Source organism: Streptomyces sp. CBMA123 (assembly GCF_014596465.1).
Classification (GTDB): domain Bacteria; phylum Actinomycetota; class Actinomycetes; order Streptomycetales; family Streptomycetaceae; genus Kitasatospora.
Window position 1 is genome coordinate 1 of the sequence record NZ_MECK01000301.1, and the last position, 16,723, is coordinate 16,723.

The 16,723-nt window shown below is 74.5% G+C and carries 10 protein-coding genes; 6 read left to right on the forward strand and 4 right to left on the reverse strand.

Going from position 1 to position 16,723, the window contains the following annotated elements; translation table 11 throughout:
• Both BG452_RS28010 and BG452_RS28015 read right to left on the reverse strand, forming a co-directional pair.
• Positions 1 to 1,378: ABC transporter permease (locus BG452_RS28010; protein WP_188307140.1), on the reverse strand; the 1,378-nt coding region annotated here is incomplete at its 3' end.
• A complete protein-coding gene (locus BG452_RS28015) occupies positions 1,375 to 4,716 on the reverse strand; it encodes an FtsX-like permease family protein (RefSeq protein ID WP_188307141.1) in 3,342 nt (1,113 codons plus the stop codon). The genes BG452_RS28015 and BG452_RS28010, both read right to left, overlap by 4 nt.
• 403 nt (positions 4,717 to 5,119) lie before the next feature.
• Here BG452_RS28015 and BG452_RS28020 point away from each other — a divergent pair, with 403 nt between their 5' ends.
• On the forward strand, positions 5,120 to 5,866 hold the full coding sequence (locus BG452_RS28020) for an ABC transporter ATP-binding protein (protein ID WP_188307142.1): 747 nt from the start codon (positions 5,120 to 5,122) through the stop codon (positions 5,864 to 5,866).
• A 412-nt stretch (positions 5,867 to 6,278) separates the two neighbouring features.
• Here BG452_RS28020 and BG452_RS28025 read toward each other — a convergent pair whose 3' ends face one another.
• Entirely contained in the window at positions 6,279 to 7,901 is a 1,623-nt protein-coding gene (locus BG452_RS28025; protein WP_223242834.1) for an alpha/beta hydrolase, read from the reverse strand.
• Positions 7,902 to 8,205: 304 nt separating this feature from the next.
• The gene (locus BG452_RS28030) at positions 8,206 to 8,856 is read right to left on the reverse strand and encodes a TetR/AcrR family transcriptional regulator (protein ID WP_188307143.1); all 651 of its coding nucleotides are present in this window, start codon (positions 8,854 to 8,856) and stop codon (positions 8,206 to 8,208) included.
• Between the two features lie 321 nt (positions 8,857 to 9,177).
• Between BG452_RS28030 and BG452_RS28035 the strand changes: the two genes are divergently transcribed.
• The 5 genes from BG452_RS28035 (at position 9,178) to BG452_RS28055 (ending at position 16,680) form a co-directional block, all read left to right on the forward strand.
• Positions 9,178 to 10,353, forward strand: coding sequence for an FAD-dependent monooxygenase (locus tag BG452_RS28035; RefSeq protein ID WP_188307144.1), 1,176 nt, complete (start codon positions 9,178 to 9,180; stop codon positions 10,351 to 10,353).
• 72 nt (positions 10,354 to 10,425) lie between these two features.
• Positions 10,426 to 10,947: a MarR family winged helix-turn-helix transcriptional regulator gene (locus BG452_RS28040; protein WP_188307145.1), complete on the forward strand. Its 522-nt coding sequence runs from the start codon at positions 10,426 to 10,428 to the stop codon at positions 10,945 to 10,947.
• Positions 10,948 to 11,070: 123 nt separating this feature from the next.
• Entirely contained in the window at positions 11,071 to 11,562 is a 492-nt protein-coding gene (locus tag BG452_RS28045) for a hypothetical protein (RefSeq protein WP_188307146.1), read from the forward strand.
• A complete protein-coding gene (locus tag BG452_RS28050) occupies positions 11,559 to 12,425 on the forward strand; it encodes an NmrA family NAD(P)-binding protein (protein WP_188307147.1) in 867 nt (288 codons plus the stop codon). The genes BG452_RS28045 and BG452_RS28050 overlap by 4 nt, the downstream gene beginning before the upstream one ends.
• 367 nt (positions 12,426 to 12,792) lie before the next feature.
• Positions 12,793 to 16,680 (forward strand): Pls/PosA family non-ribosomal peptide synthetase, encoded by a 3,888-nt coding sequence (locus BG452_RS28055; protein WP_188307148.1) that lies wholly within the window; start codon positions 12,793 to 12,795, stop codon positions 16,678 to 16,680.
• Positions 16,681 to 16,723: the final 43 nt, after the last annotated feature.

The following is a 16,723-nucleotide window of genomic DNA, read 5'->3' on the forward strand; positions in this document are numbered from 1 at the left end:
CTGCCACGGCCGCGACGGTGACCGCCAGGACGGCGAGTTCGCCGACCAGTCGGCGCCGTCCGCCGACCGCCCGCCGCCGCGACCACAGCAGGGCCGCGCGGACCGGGAAGGCCAGCAGTGCGATCAGGGTGGCGACCAGGGCCGCCAGCACCGCGCGTTCCCACTGGGCGGTGGGCAGCAGCACCAGGGCGAGGGCCGTGCCGAGCACCGCGGCGGGCAGGACGGTGACGGCGCCTTCGCCGAGCAGCCGTCCCAGCACCCCGGTGCGGGAGCCGCCGCGGGCCTGGAGCAGCCGGATCTCGGCGGCGCGCCGGTCGGTGGTGAGCGCGGCGGCCAGGAACAGCACCACGGCGGCGACACCGGCGACGCCGGCCGGGCCGATCGTGCTGAGCGGCAGCGAGGCCTGGTAGCGGTCGTCCGCCCGGGCCAGCAGGTCGGGCAGGCTCGAGACGGTGTGGAGGTCGGCGCGCCTGGTCAGTTCGGCCAGGGCGGTGGCGTCGCGCCCGGTCAGGAAGGAGCTGATGACGCCGCGGGTGTGGTCGAGCCGGTCGGCGTGCAGCGAGGCGGGGTCGACGGGCAGCCGCCAGAAGTTCTCGGCGTTCGAACCCCAGTGGGCCAACGCGGGCAGGCTGCCGCCGTCGACGAATCCGCTGGTCATCCAGTGCTCGTGCTCGGGGTCGGTCCGCAGGCAGGCGCGGGCCGGGCAGCCGAGGTCGTCCCAGAACGGGTCCAGGGGGTCGTTGACCTGGTAGAGGCCGACCACCACGGTGGTCCGCTTGGCGCCCGAGCCCTCGACGCCGTTGTCGATGGTGTCACCGAGCTTGATGTGGATGGTCTCGGCGGCCTTCTTGCTGATCACGATCGGCAGCGGACCGCCGACCGTGCCGGGGGTCGGCCAGGTGCCGTCGGTGAGGGTGGCCCGGGCGGCCAGGTCGTGCAGGTAGAGCAGACCGAGGGCCGGGTCGGTGTGCTTCTCCGCGAACCGGTCGTACTCCGGATTGCCCATGCCGCGCTCGACCAGGGCGCGGGCGCCGTGGGCCTGGCCCGGCTGGGTCAGCGTCAGCTGCCGGCCGACCGTCTCGGCGACCTGCCGCTGCACCCGGTCGAGTTCGACGGCGTTGTCGCCCTCCAGGGTCCTGGAGGTGGTCTGCAGACTGGCCGCGTTGAGGCCCGCCTGGTTGACGAAGTCCCGGAGCGCCGTGTCCGCGCCCCGGTCCGTGATGCGGGGGAAGGCCGCCGCCAGGAAGACGGTGATGAAGGCGAGGGCCGCCATCAGCAGCGCGGCCGGCGGGTTCGCCCGCAGTCTGGTGCGGACCCAGCGCGCGGGGCGATGGGCGGTCTCGGGGGTGGGCACGCGGGTGCCGGCCGGGGTGGTCACATCTCCTCCACGTGGCGCAGCCGGCTGGCCACGTCTCGACGGCGGCGTCCGATGAGGAAGGCCGACAGCAGCGGGGCGACCGCGATCGCGGCCGCGAACAGCAGCGCCTGGCCGACGGGCAGCTCGATCAGGGCCTCGGGCATCGGTCGGCGGGCGGCGGGCGTCAGCACGGCGAACGGGACGATCAGGTGGACGAGCAGGGCGCCGAGGGCGAGCCCGACCACCCCGCCGAGTCCGACCAGCAGGGCCTGTTCGGCCGCGACGGTGCGGGTGACCTGCTTGCGCGGCGCGCCCAGGGCGAGCAGCAGCGCGGAGTCCCGGGCGCGCTCGTGGGCGGAGCCGGCCACGGCGGCGACGAAGCCGATCGCGGCGAGCACGGCGGTGACCAGCGCGATGGCCAGCAGCGCGTTCTGCGGCGCGGCGCCCACCGGGTCGCTGAGCATTCCTTCGGAGACCTCGTCGTAGAGCTGGACGTCCTGGGAGCCGGGGGCGGCCCGCAGGGCGGCGGCGGCCTGGGCCGGGACGCGGTCGCCCGGCCCGGAGGCGGGCAGCCACCACTCGGCGTGGCTGGGCAGGCCCCGGCCCTCGGCGGCCAGCAGCCGCGCGGTGGTGGCCAGGTCGATGACCAGTGCGTTGGGGCCGGTCGCCGGCACGGCCTGGACCACTCCGGTGATCTTGACCTGGAGGATCGTCGCGGCGAACGGCACCCGGAGGACGTCGCCGACGCGGGCGCCGACGAGCTGCAGGTAGTCCTGGGTGGCGACGCCGTTCAGGACGCTCGGAGTGTCCGTTCCCGCGATGTGGAGCAGGGCCCGCAGGGAGGCGCCGGTGTTGTTCCCGGTGCGGTAGTCGACGGTGAACAGCCGCCCGGCGTCGGCCGGTTCGGGCCGTACGGCGGCGGGCGGCGCGGCGCCGGCCTTGAGCGCCGGGCCGTCCAGCACCTCGCTCTGCCAGGAGAGGCCGGCCGGCACCGGGACGTCGGTCGCGGGCCCGTCGGCGCTGTCCGAGACGGCCAGCCGGTGGACGGTCACCTCGCCGCCGGCACGGTCACTGAAGGAGACGCTCGCGCCGACCAGGCTCAGCGGTGCGGCGACGGAGCCCATCGGGGCGTCCACCAGCGTGCTCAGCGGGGCCGAGACACGCTGCTCGCCGCCGGTCGGCAGACCGGTGAACAGGACCTTGTGGACGTAGCCGAAGCGGTCCCGCAGCAGGAGGGTCAGCTCCGGCGCAACGGGGGCCACCGGAGGCAGGCCGGCGATCAGCGGCGTGGTGTTGAACTCCTGCCGGACGGCCAGGTCGGCGTCGATCCGCAGGGGGCGGCCGGGCAGCGGCACACCGGCCTTCACGCCGGTCGGCGCCGGCTGGGCGAGCCCGCCGAACACCTTTGCCCGGTCGGCCCCGCCGAGCAGGTCCTCGCGGAACGGGACGCGGTCGGCGAAGGCGGCGGAGTCCACCGCGAGCACCTGCCCGGTGCCGTTCGGCAGCGCCTGGTCCTCGCGGTCCACCGCGATCAGCCGGTCGCCGCCGGGCAGGGCGCCGTAGCGGCCGCCCTGGCCCATCAGCGCGCTGTGCGAGGCGGAGATCCGCAGGCCGCCGGCCGTGTCGAAGGCGGCCTGGTCGTACTGGGAGGCGGTCCAGGTGGCGTGCTGGCCGAACGCGAGCACCCCGGTGGCGACGGCCATGACCAGCAGCAGCACCGGCCCGGTGGCCCGGGCGGGCTGACGGGCCAGCTGCCAGCCGACCATGGCCGGGCCGAGGCCGCTGCCCCGGGCGGCGACCCGGGCGCCCAGCCGGGCGACCAGCGGCAGCAGCCGCAGCACCACCAGGGTTCCCGCACACAGGGCCAGGGTGGGGGTGGCGACCAGCAGCAGGTCGACGCCGAGGTGGCCGGAGGAGTCGGTGGACAGTCCGCCGCCGTACTGGTCGAGTTGCTGGTAGGCGAGCACGGCCAGGGCGAGCACCGCGAGGTCCCCGCCGTTGCGGGCGATGCCGGAGACCACCGCCTGGCGGCGGCCGGCCCGGCGGCGCAGCGCGGAGCCGGCGCCGCGCAGCAGGCTGGGCACGGTGGCCAGCACGATGCAGCCGAGGGCGCAGAACACGGCCACCGGCCAGAGCGTCCACCGCAGTTGGGTGTCCAGGGCGACCTGGTGGGACCGGCCGAGGCCGGCCAGGACGCGGACCAGGAACGGTGTGAGCAGCGGCGCGAACACCGCGGCCGGGAGGGCGAGCAGCACCGACTCCAGGGCGGTGAAGCCGCCGAGCCGGGCACCGGAGGCGCCGCGGGCGGCGAGCAGCTCGTTCTCCCGCTCCTGGCGGGTCGAGATCAGCCGGACCACCAGCAGCAGGGCCGCCGTGGCGAGCACCGCGAGTTGCAGGGCCCCGATCAGCAGGGTGGACCGGGCGACCAGCAGACTGGCCGACAACTCGCCGACGATGCCGGGGAGTTCGGTGTTGGCGGTGAGACTGGAGGTCTTCCGCAGGTCGTCGGCCAGGCCCTGGGTCCGGTCGCCGATGGCCTCGGCCGTGCTCTGGTCGACGCCCGCGAAGTCGGCGTCGAGCAGCCAGCCGCGGCTGCTCTGCGGCAGACCGCCCGCGGTGAAGGCGCTCTGGTCGACCATCATCGGGCCGTAGGTGGTGAACCCGCCGATCTGGATCTCGTGGCCGCCGACCGGGTCGATGTGCCAGTACGCGGCGAACGGGTCGACGGCCCGGTAGGCGCCGGTGACCCGGACGGTCAGCGGAGTGCCGTCGAGCCGGTCGGCGAGTCGGACGTCCGCGGGCAGCGCCTCGGCGGTGAGGCCGAGCCGGGCCAGCATGGTCTGCGGCACGGCGACCTGTGGTGCGGCGGAGCGGACCGGCCCGGCAACGGCGCCCGGCCAGGCGCCGGCGACCAGGCTCACCCGGGCGCGGTCGAGGTCGGCGAGCACCGTCAAGTCCGCCTTGGCGGAGCTGGACTGACCACTCGCCGGGGCGCCACCCGCCGACGCTCCGGCCGCCGGAGCCCCAGCCGCCGGAGCGTCGCCTCCCGGCAGACCGTAGGAGCGGCTGCGGAGCAGGCTGTCGGTGCGGACGGGCAGATCACCGAAGAGCTTCTGCCGGTAGGAGGCGAGCGCCTCGTCGTCCTTCTGCCGCTGGTCGAGGCCGTGTTCGGCGGTGACCACCACGGTGGTCCGGGCGTGACCCGGCCCCTGGAGCGCCTGCCGCAGGCCGGCCTGGCCGACGCTGCTGTTGAAAGTCACCAGGGCGGTCAGCACCGCCGTGGTGATCAGTACCGTCAGCAGGACGGCAGCAGCCAGCGGCAGTCGCCCGCGCAGCCTGCGCACGACGAAGCCGAGCATCAAGTTCCTCCCCCGGTTGCATCCCCGGTCGCATCCCGGCCCCCCGTCGATCCGATCCGGGCACATCTCGGCCACGGACGAACACCCCACGGGCGCACCGGCGCAGTGATCACCGGCATTCGGTCGCCGGATAGCGGACGATGCTGTCAGATTCGATCCGGGAACGGAAGGGACTTGCGCGAATCAAGTAAGCAATGAGCAAATTCCTTGTATTGGCCACCACCCCACCGGGGACAAGCCATTGAAATGCCATGCACACTTCACAACTCGGGCTTCCGTGCACCCCTTTTGACCAGGGAACTCCTCAACTCACGAATTCTCCGCCCGAAACGCTGAACCGAAGAAGCCACCACATCCGTTGGCCCGGACAACCGGGCCGTCACCGCCCGCAGGGGGACGCCGCATGACACGACACCAGGCCGCCGACACCACCCCGACGACGACCGGCCCGACGGCCACCGGCCCGATGGTGGAGGTGACCGACCTCCGGCGCAGCTTCGGCACCGGCGAGCGGACCGTGCACGCCCTGCGCGGCATCGACTTCTCCGTCGAACGCGGTGAACTCGCCGCGCTCAAGGGCCGTTCCGGCTCCGGCAAGACCACCCTGCTCAACCTGGTCGGCGGCCTGGACGCGCCGACCGGCGGACGCATCTCGCTGGACGGCATCGACCTCGGCGGGCTGGACGAGGACGGCCGGCTCGCCCTGCGCCGGGAGCGGATCGGCTTCGTCTTCCAGTCCTTCGGGCTGATCCCGATGCTCACCGCCGCCGAGAACGTCGGCGTGCCGATGCGGCTGCGCAAGGTCCCGCCGGCCGAGCGTGAGGAGCGCGCCCACACGCTGCTCGCCCTGGTCGGCCTCGCCGACCACGCCGGCCAGCGGCCCGGCGAACTCTCCGGCGGCCAGCAGCAGCGCGTCGCGATCGCCCGCGCACTGGCCAACGAACCCGGCCTGATCATCGCCGACGAGCCCACCGGCCAGCTGGACTCCGAGACCGGCCGCTCGATCATGGAGCTGCTGCGCGCGGTGGTCCGCAGCGAGGGCGTCACCGTCCTGGTCGCCACCCACGACCCGACGCTGATGGGGCTCGCCGACCGGGTGATCGAGCTCCACGACGGCCGGATCGTCGAGGAGGCGGAGCAGGCGGCCTGACGGCTGGCGCCCGCCCGCTCGCGGCGCCCCGGCCCACGGCGTCCCCGGCCCACGGCGGGCCGGGGCGCCGCTTCGTCGGCTCCCGCGTCCGGCTCCCGCGTCCGGCTCCTGCGTTCGGCCGGGTGAATTCACCGGCGAATCGCGGTGACTGACAGGACGCCATCTCCGCTGCCTCGCGACGGGAAAGCCGCCTGTCCGCCCCGGGGCCTGGAGCGGTCTTCCACCGACGACCCAGGACGGCTCCGGCGATTTCCCTCACCGGGAGTGCGGAAGACGTTCGACGACGATCTTCCACCGGAATTCCCCGCGCACTCCCGGCAGTTCTCCGGGACAACACGACCGTGGTGGCCGACGGAATCCGTCGGCCACCACGGTCCCGGCCTCAACGGCCGGTCGTTCCGGAGGAGACCCCTCAGACCGCCGGGAAGATCTCGGCGTCCGGCTTGAGCAGCTGGCCCGGCTTCGGCGCGGTGCCGTCCACCAGGTAGCGGGTCACCAGCGAGTTCAGCGCCGCGCTGCGGCCGACGGCGCAGTGCTCGATGGAGTCGACACTGACCAGCACCGCGTTGCCCAGCTCCTGCTGCATCCGCTGGGCGAACTTGTACTGGGTGGCCGGGTCGTAGAGGTTGCCGATCACCATCACGGTGTTGGAGGTCTTCTTGTTCCAGGGGCCGCTGAACCGCTCGGCGTCCCGGGCCGGCGCCGGCCAGCTCGCGCACGCCGGGGCGTCGAAGGCCTGGTAGCGGCCGAAGGTCGGCGACTCCTTCTCCCACGCCTTGGCGGCGTTGGGGAACACCCGGTCGTTCGACGGGTACGGCTTGTCCTGGCAGTTGACGCCCATGTACGAGTCGTCGGCGGTGTACTCGGAGTCGGCCGGGGCCTCGCGCAGCGCGCGCGGGACGTTCACCGTGAGCTGCTTGGCCTCGTCGTCGGAGACGTTCGCCTTGGGCGCCAGCAGGGCGGCCACGGCCGGCTTCCGCATCACCTGGTAGGTGGCCTGCAGCGACTTCGCCAGCGGAGCCAGCTTGGCCTGCGAGTACAGGGCGCTCGCCACCTCGCTGGTGAAGCTGCTCAGCGTCACCTGGGAGCCGTTCGACAGGGTGATCGGGCTGGTCCGCAGGTGGTCGCGGAGCTCGTCGAACTTGGCGCGGGTGTCGCCGTCGCCGAAGGCGCAGCGCGGGGCGCCGGCGGTCTGGCAGCGCTTCAGGAACTCGTCCAGGGCCAGCTCGAAGCCGCCCGCCCGCTGGCGGTCGTACTCCAGGCCGTTGTGCAGCCGCAGGTCGGGGTCGACGTTGCCGTCGACGATCACCGCACGCACCTTGTTCGGGTACATCGCGGCGTACGTCGAACCGATCAGGGTGCCGTAGGAGAACCCGGCGAAGGTGAGCTGGGAGTCACCGACGGCGCGGCGCATCCGGTCCAGGTCGCGCACCACGTTGATGGTCGACATGTGCTCGATCAGCGGGCCCGCGTTCTTGCTGCAGGCGTCCGTGTAGTCCTGGTCGGCGTCCAGGGTGTCGGCGATCTCCGCCTTGGTGACCGGCACGCCCACCATGCGGTTGTTGACCGCGTCGGCGTCCTCCTGGGTCTTGAAGCACTTCAGCGGGTTGCTCCGGGCCACCCCACGGGGGTCGAAGCCGACCAGGTCGAACTTGGACTGCACCTCGGCACCGAAACGGGTGGTGGTCGCCCACAGGTAGCCGCTGCCGCCGGGGCCGCCCGGGTTGAGGAACAGCGAGCCGATCCGCTTCGACGGGTCGCTCGCCCGCCGCCGCATCATGGCGATGCCGACCTTCTCACCCGACGGGTTGTCGTAGTCGAGCGGCACGGGGTAGACGGCGCAGTCGTAGATGCCCGGGTCCGGCTTGCTCGGATCCGGATTGCAGGGCTTCCAGTCGACGGGGTCGACCTTCGCCTCGGCGGCCGCCGCACCCGGGGCCTGGTCGAACGGCGCGGCCGACGCGGCCACGGCGGTTCCGGTGACAAGGGCGAGCGCGCAGGTGACTGCTCCGGCCAACGTGGATATGCGGGACAAGGAACCTCCTCCGTACTGAAAGGGCGGCCCCAGCCTGTCAGTCGGAGATCTCCGTGTGAAGACCTCATGGCGACGGAATTCTCTTCCTGAGTTCCGTCATTCTCGACCGGAACATTCTGTGAATGAACAGACTTGACGGTTGATTGACCTGAGATGGGCTCAACTATGCCGACCGCCGGACCTGGTCGAAGGCCCGGTCGGCAAGCCCCGGTCGACAGGCCGGGTCGACAGGCCGGGTCGACAGGCCCGGGTCGGCAGGCAGGGTCGACAGGCCCGGGTCGGCAGGCAGGGTCGACGGCGCCGGCTACGCCGCCGAGTCGGGGCTCTCCAGGGGCGCCGAGGCGGTCCGACCGCGCGTCGCGCCGCGCAGGGCCGCCGCCACCAGACCCTGGAGCTCATCGGCCCCGGTCTCACCCCCGCCCACCAGACGGTCGAAGACGAGTCCGTCGACGCAGGCCAGCAAGGTGGCGGTCCGCCCGTCCGGATCGGCGACCCCCCGGTCGGCGAGGAACGCCCGGACGACGGCCCGGCCCGCGTTCTCGCGCGGCACGAGGATCTCCCGCAACTCGGGATCCCGCACGCTCTCCACCGCGCAGGCATACCGTGCCAGCGAGCGCCGGCGGCCCTCGCCGGTCAGCCGATGCCGCATCAACTCCTGGATTCCCCACACCAGTTCATCCGCCGAGCGAATCTCCACCCGCTCCCCGATTCCCTGCAGCTCCGCCTGGTCCAGCTCCACCAGCCGACGCACCAGCGCGGTCAACAGCGCCTGCCTGGTCCGCAGGTACGCCGAGGTGGTGCCGACCGGCAGACCGGCCGCCGCGTCCACCGCCCGATGTGTCAGCCCCCGCACCCCGGCATCCGCCAGCACGCCGATCGCCGCATCCGCGAGCACCGTCCGCCGATCCGGCTTGCCCGCCCCACCCGTGCCACCCTGCTCCTGGTCTCGCCGCATCCCCCCTTTCTACCGGCCTGCGCCCCCACCCACCCAAAGACCGCCCCGCCCGCCGCACCCGCACCCGCCCTCCGGCCTCGCCGCATCCTCCCTGTCGCCGGGCCGCGACCCCGACCGCCCGGAACGTCGGCGGGGCGAAGCCCGACCGGGCCGGGAGCCCGGTCGCCGCGTCCACGGTCCGGCGGGCCCGGCCGCGCCTCCGGCTTCGGCATGCTCCCCCGTTCCACCGAGCTGCGGCCCCGCCCGTCCGGGCCGGCAGGCCCGTAGTACGCTCCTTCTACAGATGTAGAAGGCAGCACGGCGACAGCGGAAGGACCGGGCATGGGCAGCAACAGCGCGGTGGTGGTCGGGGGCGGCATCGGCGGGTTGGCGGCCGCGATCGGGCTCCGGTTGGCGGGGTGGGAGGTGACGGTGGTCGAGCGGGCGGCCGTGCTGGACGACGCCGGGGCCGGGATCTCGCTGGCCGCCAACGGGATGCGGGCGCTCGCGACGCTCGGGGTGGCCGAGCCGATCGAGGCGGCCTCGCGGCGGCAGTACAGCGGCGGGACCCGCACCCCGGACGGCCGTCGGCTGGCGCTGATGGACGGCGAGGCGCTGGAGCGCGAACTGGGGGCGCCGATCGTCGGAATCCCCCGGGCCGACCTGCACCGCATCCTGCGGGAGGCGCTGCCCGCCGAGTCCCTGGTGATCGGCGCGGAGGTGACCGACCTCGACACCACCGACCCCGCCAGGGTCCGGGTGCGCCACGGCGACACCACCCTGGAGGCCGATCTGGTGGTGGCGGCCGACGGCATCCACAGCCGGATCCGGCGCCGCCTCCTCCCCGCCCACCCCGGCCCGGCGTACAGCGGTTCGACGGTGCTGCGAGCGATCACCGGGCGCCCGGTCGAGGGACTGACCTCCGATTTCGAGCTGACGTGGGGCCACGGCGCCGAGTTCGGCCACATCGCCTTCCCGGACGGCCGGGCCGAGTGGCACGCGGTGCTCAACGCCCCGGCCGGGGTGCGCTACCGGGATCCACTGGCCGAGGTCCGCCGCCGCTTCGCGCGCTGGCACGACCCGATCCCGGCGCTGCTCGCGGCGACCGACCCGGCGGCGGTGCTGCACCATGACGTCAACGAGCTGGCCGCGCCGCTGCCCTCGTACGTCTCGGGCCGGATCGCCCTGCTCGGCGACGCGGCGCACGCCATGACGCCCCACCTGGGCCAGGGCGCCTGCCAGGCCCTGGAGGACGCGGTGACCCTCGCGGCGGCGGTCGCCGGGAGCCCGACGGTGGAGGGTGCGCTCGCCCGGTACGACGCCGTCCGCCGGCCGCGCAGTCAGACGGTGGCCCGCGACGCCCACCGGGCGGGCCGACTGGGGCAGCAGCTCGCCAACCCGCTCGCGGTCGCCCTGCGCAACGCGGCGATCCGGCTCACCCCGCCGGGCGCGATGATGCGGACCGTCCTGAAGCACGCCGACTGGACGCCGCCCCGGATCAGCCCCCGCGCCGCCTGAGGTGTCCGCCGCTGCGGCAGGATCCGACGGCCCGACTTGACCGGCCATCTGATAAGGCGCCATATTACATCCATGACGCAGCGCCCCGAGGCCGATCCAGCCGCCCCCAGCCTCGATCAGGCCCGCCGCCAGATCGCCCGCTACGGCCTCACGGCCGACCCGCAGGCGATCCTGGTCGCAGCCCGGTTGATGACGGCGGGCGCCCGGCTCGGCCAGGCCGGGGAGGTGCACTTCGGCCGCTTCGGCCTCTCCACCGGCCGCTACCGCCTGCTGGCCGACCTGGAGGACCACGGCGGCGAGAAGTCGCCCTCCCGGCTCGCGACCACCCTCGGGGTCTCCCGGGCGACGGTGACCGGCCTGGTCGACGGCCTGGAGCGGGAGGGCCTGGTGGCCCGCCGGCCGTCCACCGAGGACGGCCGGGGCAACGTGGTGATCCTCACCGCGCGCGGCGCCGACAAGCTGCGCGAACTCGCTCCCGAGCACTTCGCCCGGATGCAGTCGCTGGTGCGCGGGCTCTCCGTCGAGGAACGCGCGACCTTCCTGGACCTGCTGGCCCGGGTGGTCGCGGGCCTCGACGCCCTCACCGCAGACTAGACCCCCCGAAGTACCGAGCCCGACGGCGGGCCGCCGAGCGGTCCGCCGTGCTTTCCACCTCAATAGTTAGCCACCTAAGCACTAATGCTTAGGTACCTCACCAGATCCATCGAGGAGCAGCCCATGAGCAAGAAGGCCCCCGGCGCACCGCCCCCGCCCTTCGTCCTGTGGCGGGAGGCCCTGACCGCCTACGCGATGCCCGCCGTCAGCGCCGCCCTCGGCGGGGTCGTCACCCGGCAGCCGCAGCTGATCGTCGCCGCGCTCACCACCATCGGCGGCACCTCCGCCGTGGTTGCCGCCGCGCTCGGCGCCCTACTCCGCCGCCGCCCGCCCCGCTCCAGGCCGCCCCGGACGCCCAAAGGCCTCGCGGCCGCCGCCTGCGGAGTGTTCGCCGCCGCACTCGGCCTCGCCGTCGGCCTGGCCGCCGCGCACTGGCTCCCCCAGCTCCCGGCGCTGGCCGACAGCCCGTGGCCGGGCCGGCTGCCGGTCGACCTGCCGCTCTCCTCGGCGATCGCCGCCACCATCACCACCTGGCGCTGGCGCGGCAGCAGGCCGGCCATTGAACCGCAGCACCGACTCCCGGCCACGACCCGACCCGAAAGGCAGACGTCATGATCGTCATCATGGGCGCCGGTGGCGCCACCGGCAGCGCCACCCTGCGCAGCCTCGCCGCCCTCGGCGCACCGACCCGCGCCCTCAGCCGCAACCCCGCCCGGTTGTCCGCCGTACTGGACGACCACACCCTCGCGCGCACGACGACCCTCGCGGCCGACGCCGCCGACCCGGAGTCCCTGCACCGGGCGTTCCGGGGCTCCCACCAGCTGTTCCTCACCATGGCCAACGGCCCGCACCAGGTGCGGCACGAGCTGAACGCGATCGAGGCGGCCGTCGCCTGCGGCGTGGAGCACATCGTCAAGGTGTCCGCGCCCGCCGCCGAGCCGGACTCCCCGGTCGCCGTCTCGCGCGGCCACCACCTGATCGAGGAGCGCCTGCGCGCCCTGGGCGTCACCACCACCGTGCTGCGCCCCTACGCCTTCATGCAGAAGCTGCTGCTCCAGGCGCCGGGCATCGCCGGCCCCGGCCTGGTGCACGGCGCGCTGGGGCAGGCCCGGTGCAACTACGTGGACGTCCGGGACATCGGCGACGCCGCGGCGGACATCCTCACCCGCCCGGAGCTGGCCGGCGGCGGCTACCCGCTCACCGGCGGGCGGGCGTACAGCCACCCGGAGCTCACCGCGCTGCTGACCGAGCTGCTCGGCCGTCCGGTGCGCTACGTCGACCTGCCGCCGGCCGAGCTGCACGCCCACCTGGTCCACCGGGCCGGGATGCCGCACTGGCTGGCCACCCACGTGGTGGAGATCCAGCAGCTCGCGGTGGTCCGCAAGGAGGTGCCGGACGACACCTTCACCCGGCTGACCGGGCGCCCCCCACGTACCCTGGAAGCCTTCCTCGGCGAACAGCTGCACCGCTTCCGCTGAGCGGCCCGTCGGCGTGGCGGGCCGGCGCGAGGCCGAAACGCCGAGCCCGCCACCCGAAGGGAGCAGCGTCCGCTGTGGCATGGATCACTGTCCGGAACTCCATCTGACGATCCGTCAACTCGACTGACGGTCCGTCACATCGGGGATACGCAACATCAGTTGTCACCTGATGCAGCGTCAGATTCGGCCACTGCGGCCCCAGTTGGGCCGAGTTCCCGCTCCTGCCGGGCTCCGATCCCGGGGCTACCATCGATCGGGTTGTCCGCTCCGGCCCCGGAGTGGGGGCGCCCGGTCAGGCGGTGCTCCCACCGCCCCAGGGGCCGGGCGTCGGTAGGAGCGGGGCGAGGACGAGGAGCGCACGGCCGACATGACCACTGAACCGATCCACGCGGAGCAGGACACCGAGCCGTCGTCGGCGGAGCCGACGTTCGCCCTGTTCCCCGGCCGCCCCGCCGCCGCCCCGCGCACCCTGGTCGACGTGCTGGACGCCACCGTGCGCGCCCACCCCGACGAGCCGGCCCTGGACGACGGGCGCACCGTGCTCAGCTACCGCGCCCTGGCCGTCGAGGTCGAGCAGGTGCGCCGCCGGCTGACCGCCGCCGGGATCGGCCCCGGCGACCGGGTCGGCGTCCGGGTGCCGTCCGGCACCAACGACCTGTACGTCTCGATCCTCGCCGTGCTCGCCGCCGGCGCCGCCTACGTCCCGGTGGACGCCGAGGACCCGGACGAGCGCGCCCAGCTGGTCTTCGGCGAGGCCGCCGTGGCCGCCGTGCTCGGCGCCGGGCGCGCCCTGAGCACCACCGCCGAGCGGGCGCCCGCCCCGGAGCGCCGCCCCGGCCCGGCCGACGACGCCTGGATCATCTTCACCTCCGGCTCGACCGGCAAGCCCAAGGGCGTCGCCGTCACCCACCGCAACGCCGCCGCCTTCGTCGACGCCGAGGCCGCGCTCTTCCTCCAGGAGGAGCCGATCGGCCCCGGGGACCGGGTGATGGCCGGGCTGTCGGTCGCCTTCGACGCCTCCTGCGAGGAGATGTGGCTGGCCTGGCGGCACGGCGCCTGCCTGGTGCCCGTCCCCCGTTCCCAGGTGCGCAGCGGCGCCGACCTCGGCCCCTGGCTGGCCGAGCAGGAGATCACCGTGGTCTCCACCGTCCCGACCCTGGCCGCGCTGTGGCCGGCCGAGGCGCTCAACGAGGTCCGGCTGCTGATCTTCGGCGGCGAGGCCTGCCCGCCCGAGCTGGTGCAGCGCCTGGTCACCGAGGGCCGCGAGCTGTGGAACACCTACGGCCCGACCGAGGCCACCGTGGTCGCCTGCGCCGCCCTGCTCACCGGCGAGGGCCCGGTCCGGATCGGCCTGCCGCTGGACGGCTGGGACCTCGCCGTGGTGGACGAGGCCGGGCAGCCGGTCGCCCCCGGCGGCACCGGCCAGCTGGTGATCGGCGGGGTCGGCCTGGCCCGCTACCTCGATCCGGAGAAGGACGCCGAGAAGTACGCCCCGCTGCCCTCGCTGGGCTGGGAGCGCGCCTACCGAAGCGGCGACCTGGTCCAGGCCGACCCGGCCGGCCTGCTGTTCCTCGGCCGCACCGACGAGCAGATCAAGCTCGGCGGGCGCCGGATCGAACTCGGCGAGGTGGACGCCGCCCTCCAGGCCCTGCCCGCCGTGGCCGGCGCGGCCGCGGCCGTACGGACCGCGCGCGGCGGCAACCAGCTGCTGGTCGGCTACCTGGTCGTCCAGGACGGCTTCGACCGCGAACAGGCCGTCGAACGGCTGCGCGCCGAGCTGCCCGCCGCCCTGGTGCCGCTGCTCGCCCCGGTCGACACCCTGCCCACCCGCACCTCCGGCAAGGTCGACCGGGGCGCCCTGCCCTGGCCGCTGCCCGAGCTGGAGGCCGCCGGGCCGAGCGAGCAGCTGTACGGCACCGAGGCGTGGCTGGCCGAGCAGTGGGCCGAGATCCTCGGCGTGCAGGTCGGCGGCACGCGCGACGACTTCTTCGCGATCGGCGGCGGCAGCCTGGCCGCCGCCCGGCTGACCACCCTGCTGCGCACCCGCTACCCGAGCGCCGCCGTGCTGGACATCTACCAGCACCCGACGCTGCGCAAGCTCGCCCGCCACCTGGAGCGCACCGCCGGCCAGGGCGGCGAGGCCCGTACCGTCACCCCGGTGCCGACCCGGGCCCAGCTGCTCCAGCTGCTGCTGCTGATCCCGCTGTTCACCGTGGTCGGCCTGCGCTGGACGGTCGCCCTGCTGGCCGCCGGGAACCTGCTCTCCCACCTCGGCCACTACCCGTGGGCGCCCACCGCCTCCTGGTGGGCGGTCGGCGCGGGCGCGCTCGTGCTGTTCAGCGCGCCGGGCCGGCTCGCGATCGGGGCCGGCGGCGCCCGGCTGCTGCTGCGCGGCCTGCGCCCCGGCAGCTACCCGCGCGGCGGCTCCATGCACCTGCGGCTGTGGGCGGCCGAGCGGCTCACCGAGCTGAGCGGCGCGACCGGGCTGTCCGGCGCCTGGCTGGTCCCCTACGCCCGGGCGCTGGGCGCCAAGGTCGCACCGGAGGTGGACCTCCACTCGCTGCCGCCGGTCACCGGGCTGCTCAAGCTGGGCCGGGGCTGCGCTGTCGAGGCCGAGGTCGACCTGTCCGGCTACTGGCTGGACGGCGACCGGCTGGAGGTCGGCCAGGTCAAGGTCGGCGCCGGCGCGGTGGTCGGCACCCGCTCGACGCTGCTGCCCGGCGCCCGGGTCGGCAAGAACGCCCAGGTGCTGCCCGGCTCCAGCGTCACCGGCCAGGTGCCGACCGGTCAGCGCTGGGGCGGCGCTCCCGCCGTCAAGCTGGGCCGGGCCGAGTGGTCCTGGCCCAAGGCGGTCCCGGTCCGCCGGCCCCTCTGGGCCGCGGTGTACGGCGCCGGTGACGCCCTGCTCGGCCTGCTCCCGGTGCTGCCCGCCGCGGCCGCCCTCGCCGTGCTCTCCCGCTTCGTCGACCAGGGCGCGGACCTCGGCCCGGCCCTGGGCGGCGCGCTGCTCGGCCTGCTGCCCGCGACCCTGGCGTACGGCGCGCTGTACGCGGCGCAGCTGGTGGTGCTGGTCCGGCTGCTCAGCCTCGGGCTGGTGCCCGGGGTGCACCCGCTGCACGGCCGGGTCAGCTGGCAGGCGTGGACGGTCAGCCAGCTGATGGACCGGGCCCGCGAGGTGCTGTTCCCGCTGTACGCCGGGCTGGTCACCCCGCTGTGGCTGCGGGCGCTGGGGATGCGGGTCGGCCGGGGCGCCGAGGTGTCCACGGTGCTGGCACTGCCCAGCCTGACCACCGTCGGTGACGGCGCGTTCCTGGCCGACGACACCCTGATCGCGCCGTACGAGCTCGGCGGCGGCTGGATGCGCCTGGGCGAGGCGAAGATCGGCGAGCGGGCCTTCCTCGGCAACTCGGGGATGACCGCGCCGGGCCGTTCGGTGCCCAAGCGGGGCCTGGTCGGTGTGCTCTCGGCGACGCCGAAGAAGGCGAAGAAGGGCACCTCGTACCTGGGCATGCCGCCGATGCGGCTGCCGCGCGCGGCGGACCAGGCGGACCAGAGCCTGACGTACGAGCCGCCGGCCCGGCTGCGGTGGGCGCGCGGACTGGTCGAGCTGGCCCGGCTGCTGCCCGTACTGGCCTCGGGGGCACTGGGCCTGCTGACGGTGGCGGCGCTGTGCCGGCTGGCGGACGGCGCCCCGCTGCTGGCGGCGCTGCTCTCCGGTCTGGTCCTGCTGGCGGCGGGCGGCCTGGCCTGCCTGGTCGCGGTGGCCGCGAAGTGGCTGCTGGTCGGCCGGTTCCGGGCGGTGGAGCACCCGCTGTGGAGCGGCTTCGTGTGGCGCAACGAACTCGCCGACACCTTCGTCGAGGTGCTGGCGGTGCCGTGGCTGGTCGGCGCGGTGCCGGGCACCCCGGTGCTCAACCTGTGGCTGCGGGCGCTCGGTGCCAAGGTCGGGCACGGCGTGTGGTGCGAGAGCTACTGGCTGCCCGAGGCGGACCTGGTCACCCTCGGTGACGGAGTCAGCGTGAACCGGGGCTGCGTGGTGCAGACCCACCTCTTCCACGACCGGATCATGCGGATGGATACTGTGGTCCTCCGCGAGGGTGCCACCCTGGGCCCGGGCGGGATCGTGCTGCCCGGCAGCACGGTGGGCGCGCGCAGCACGCTGGGCCCGGCCTCGCTGGTGATGCGCGCCGAGTCCGTCCCCGCCGACACCCGGTGGCTGGGCAATCCCATCGAGGCGTGGCAGCCCACGTCGTGACCACCCCGCCCCCGTCCGGTACGGCCACCCGTCCCGGCCCGCA

Coding starts and splice junctions, on each gene's coding strand:
- BG452_RS28020 (WP_188307142.1), top strand. CDS start 5,120: ATGACACGACACCAGGCCGCCGACACCACCCCGACGACGACCGGCCCG.
- BG452_RS28015 (WP_188307141.1), bottom strand. CDS start 4,716: ATGCTCGGCTTCGTCGTGCGCAGGCTGCGCGGGCGACTGCCGCTGGCT.
- BG452_RS28030 (WP_188307143.1), bottom strand. CDS start 8,856: ATGCGGCGAGACCAGGAGCAGGGTGGCACGGGTGGGGCGGGCAAGCCG.
- BG452_RS28045 (WP_188307146.1), top strand. CDS start 11,071: ATGAGCAAGAAGGCCCCCGGCGCACCGCCCCCGCCCTTCGTCCTGTGG.
- BG452_RS28055 (WP_188307148.1), top strand. CDS start 12,793: ATGACCACTGAACCGATCCACGCGGAGCAGGACACCGAGCCGTCGTCG.
- BG452_RS28035 (WP_188307144.1), top strand. CDS start 9,178: ATGGGCAGCAACAGCGCGGTGGTGGTCGGGGGCGGCATCGGCGGGTTG.
- BG452_RS28040 (WP_188307145.1), top strand. CDS start 10,426: ATGACGCAGCGCCCCGAGGCCGATCCAGCCGCCCCCAGCCTCGATCAG.
- BG452_RS28050 (WP_188307147.1), top strand. CDS start 11,559: ATGATCGTCATCATGGGCGCCGGTGGCGCCACCGGCAGCGCCACCCTG.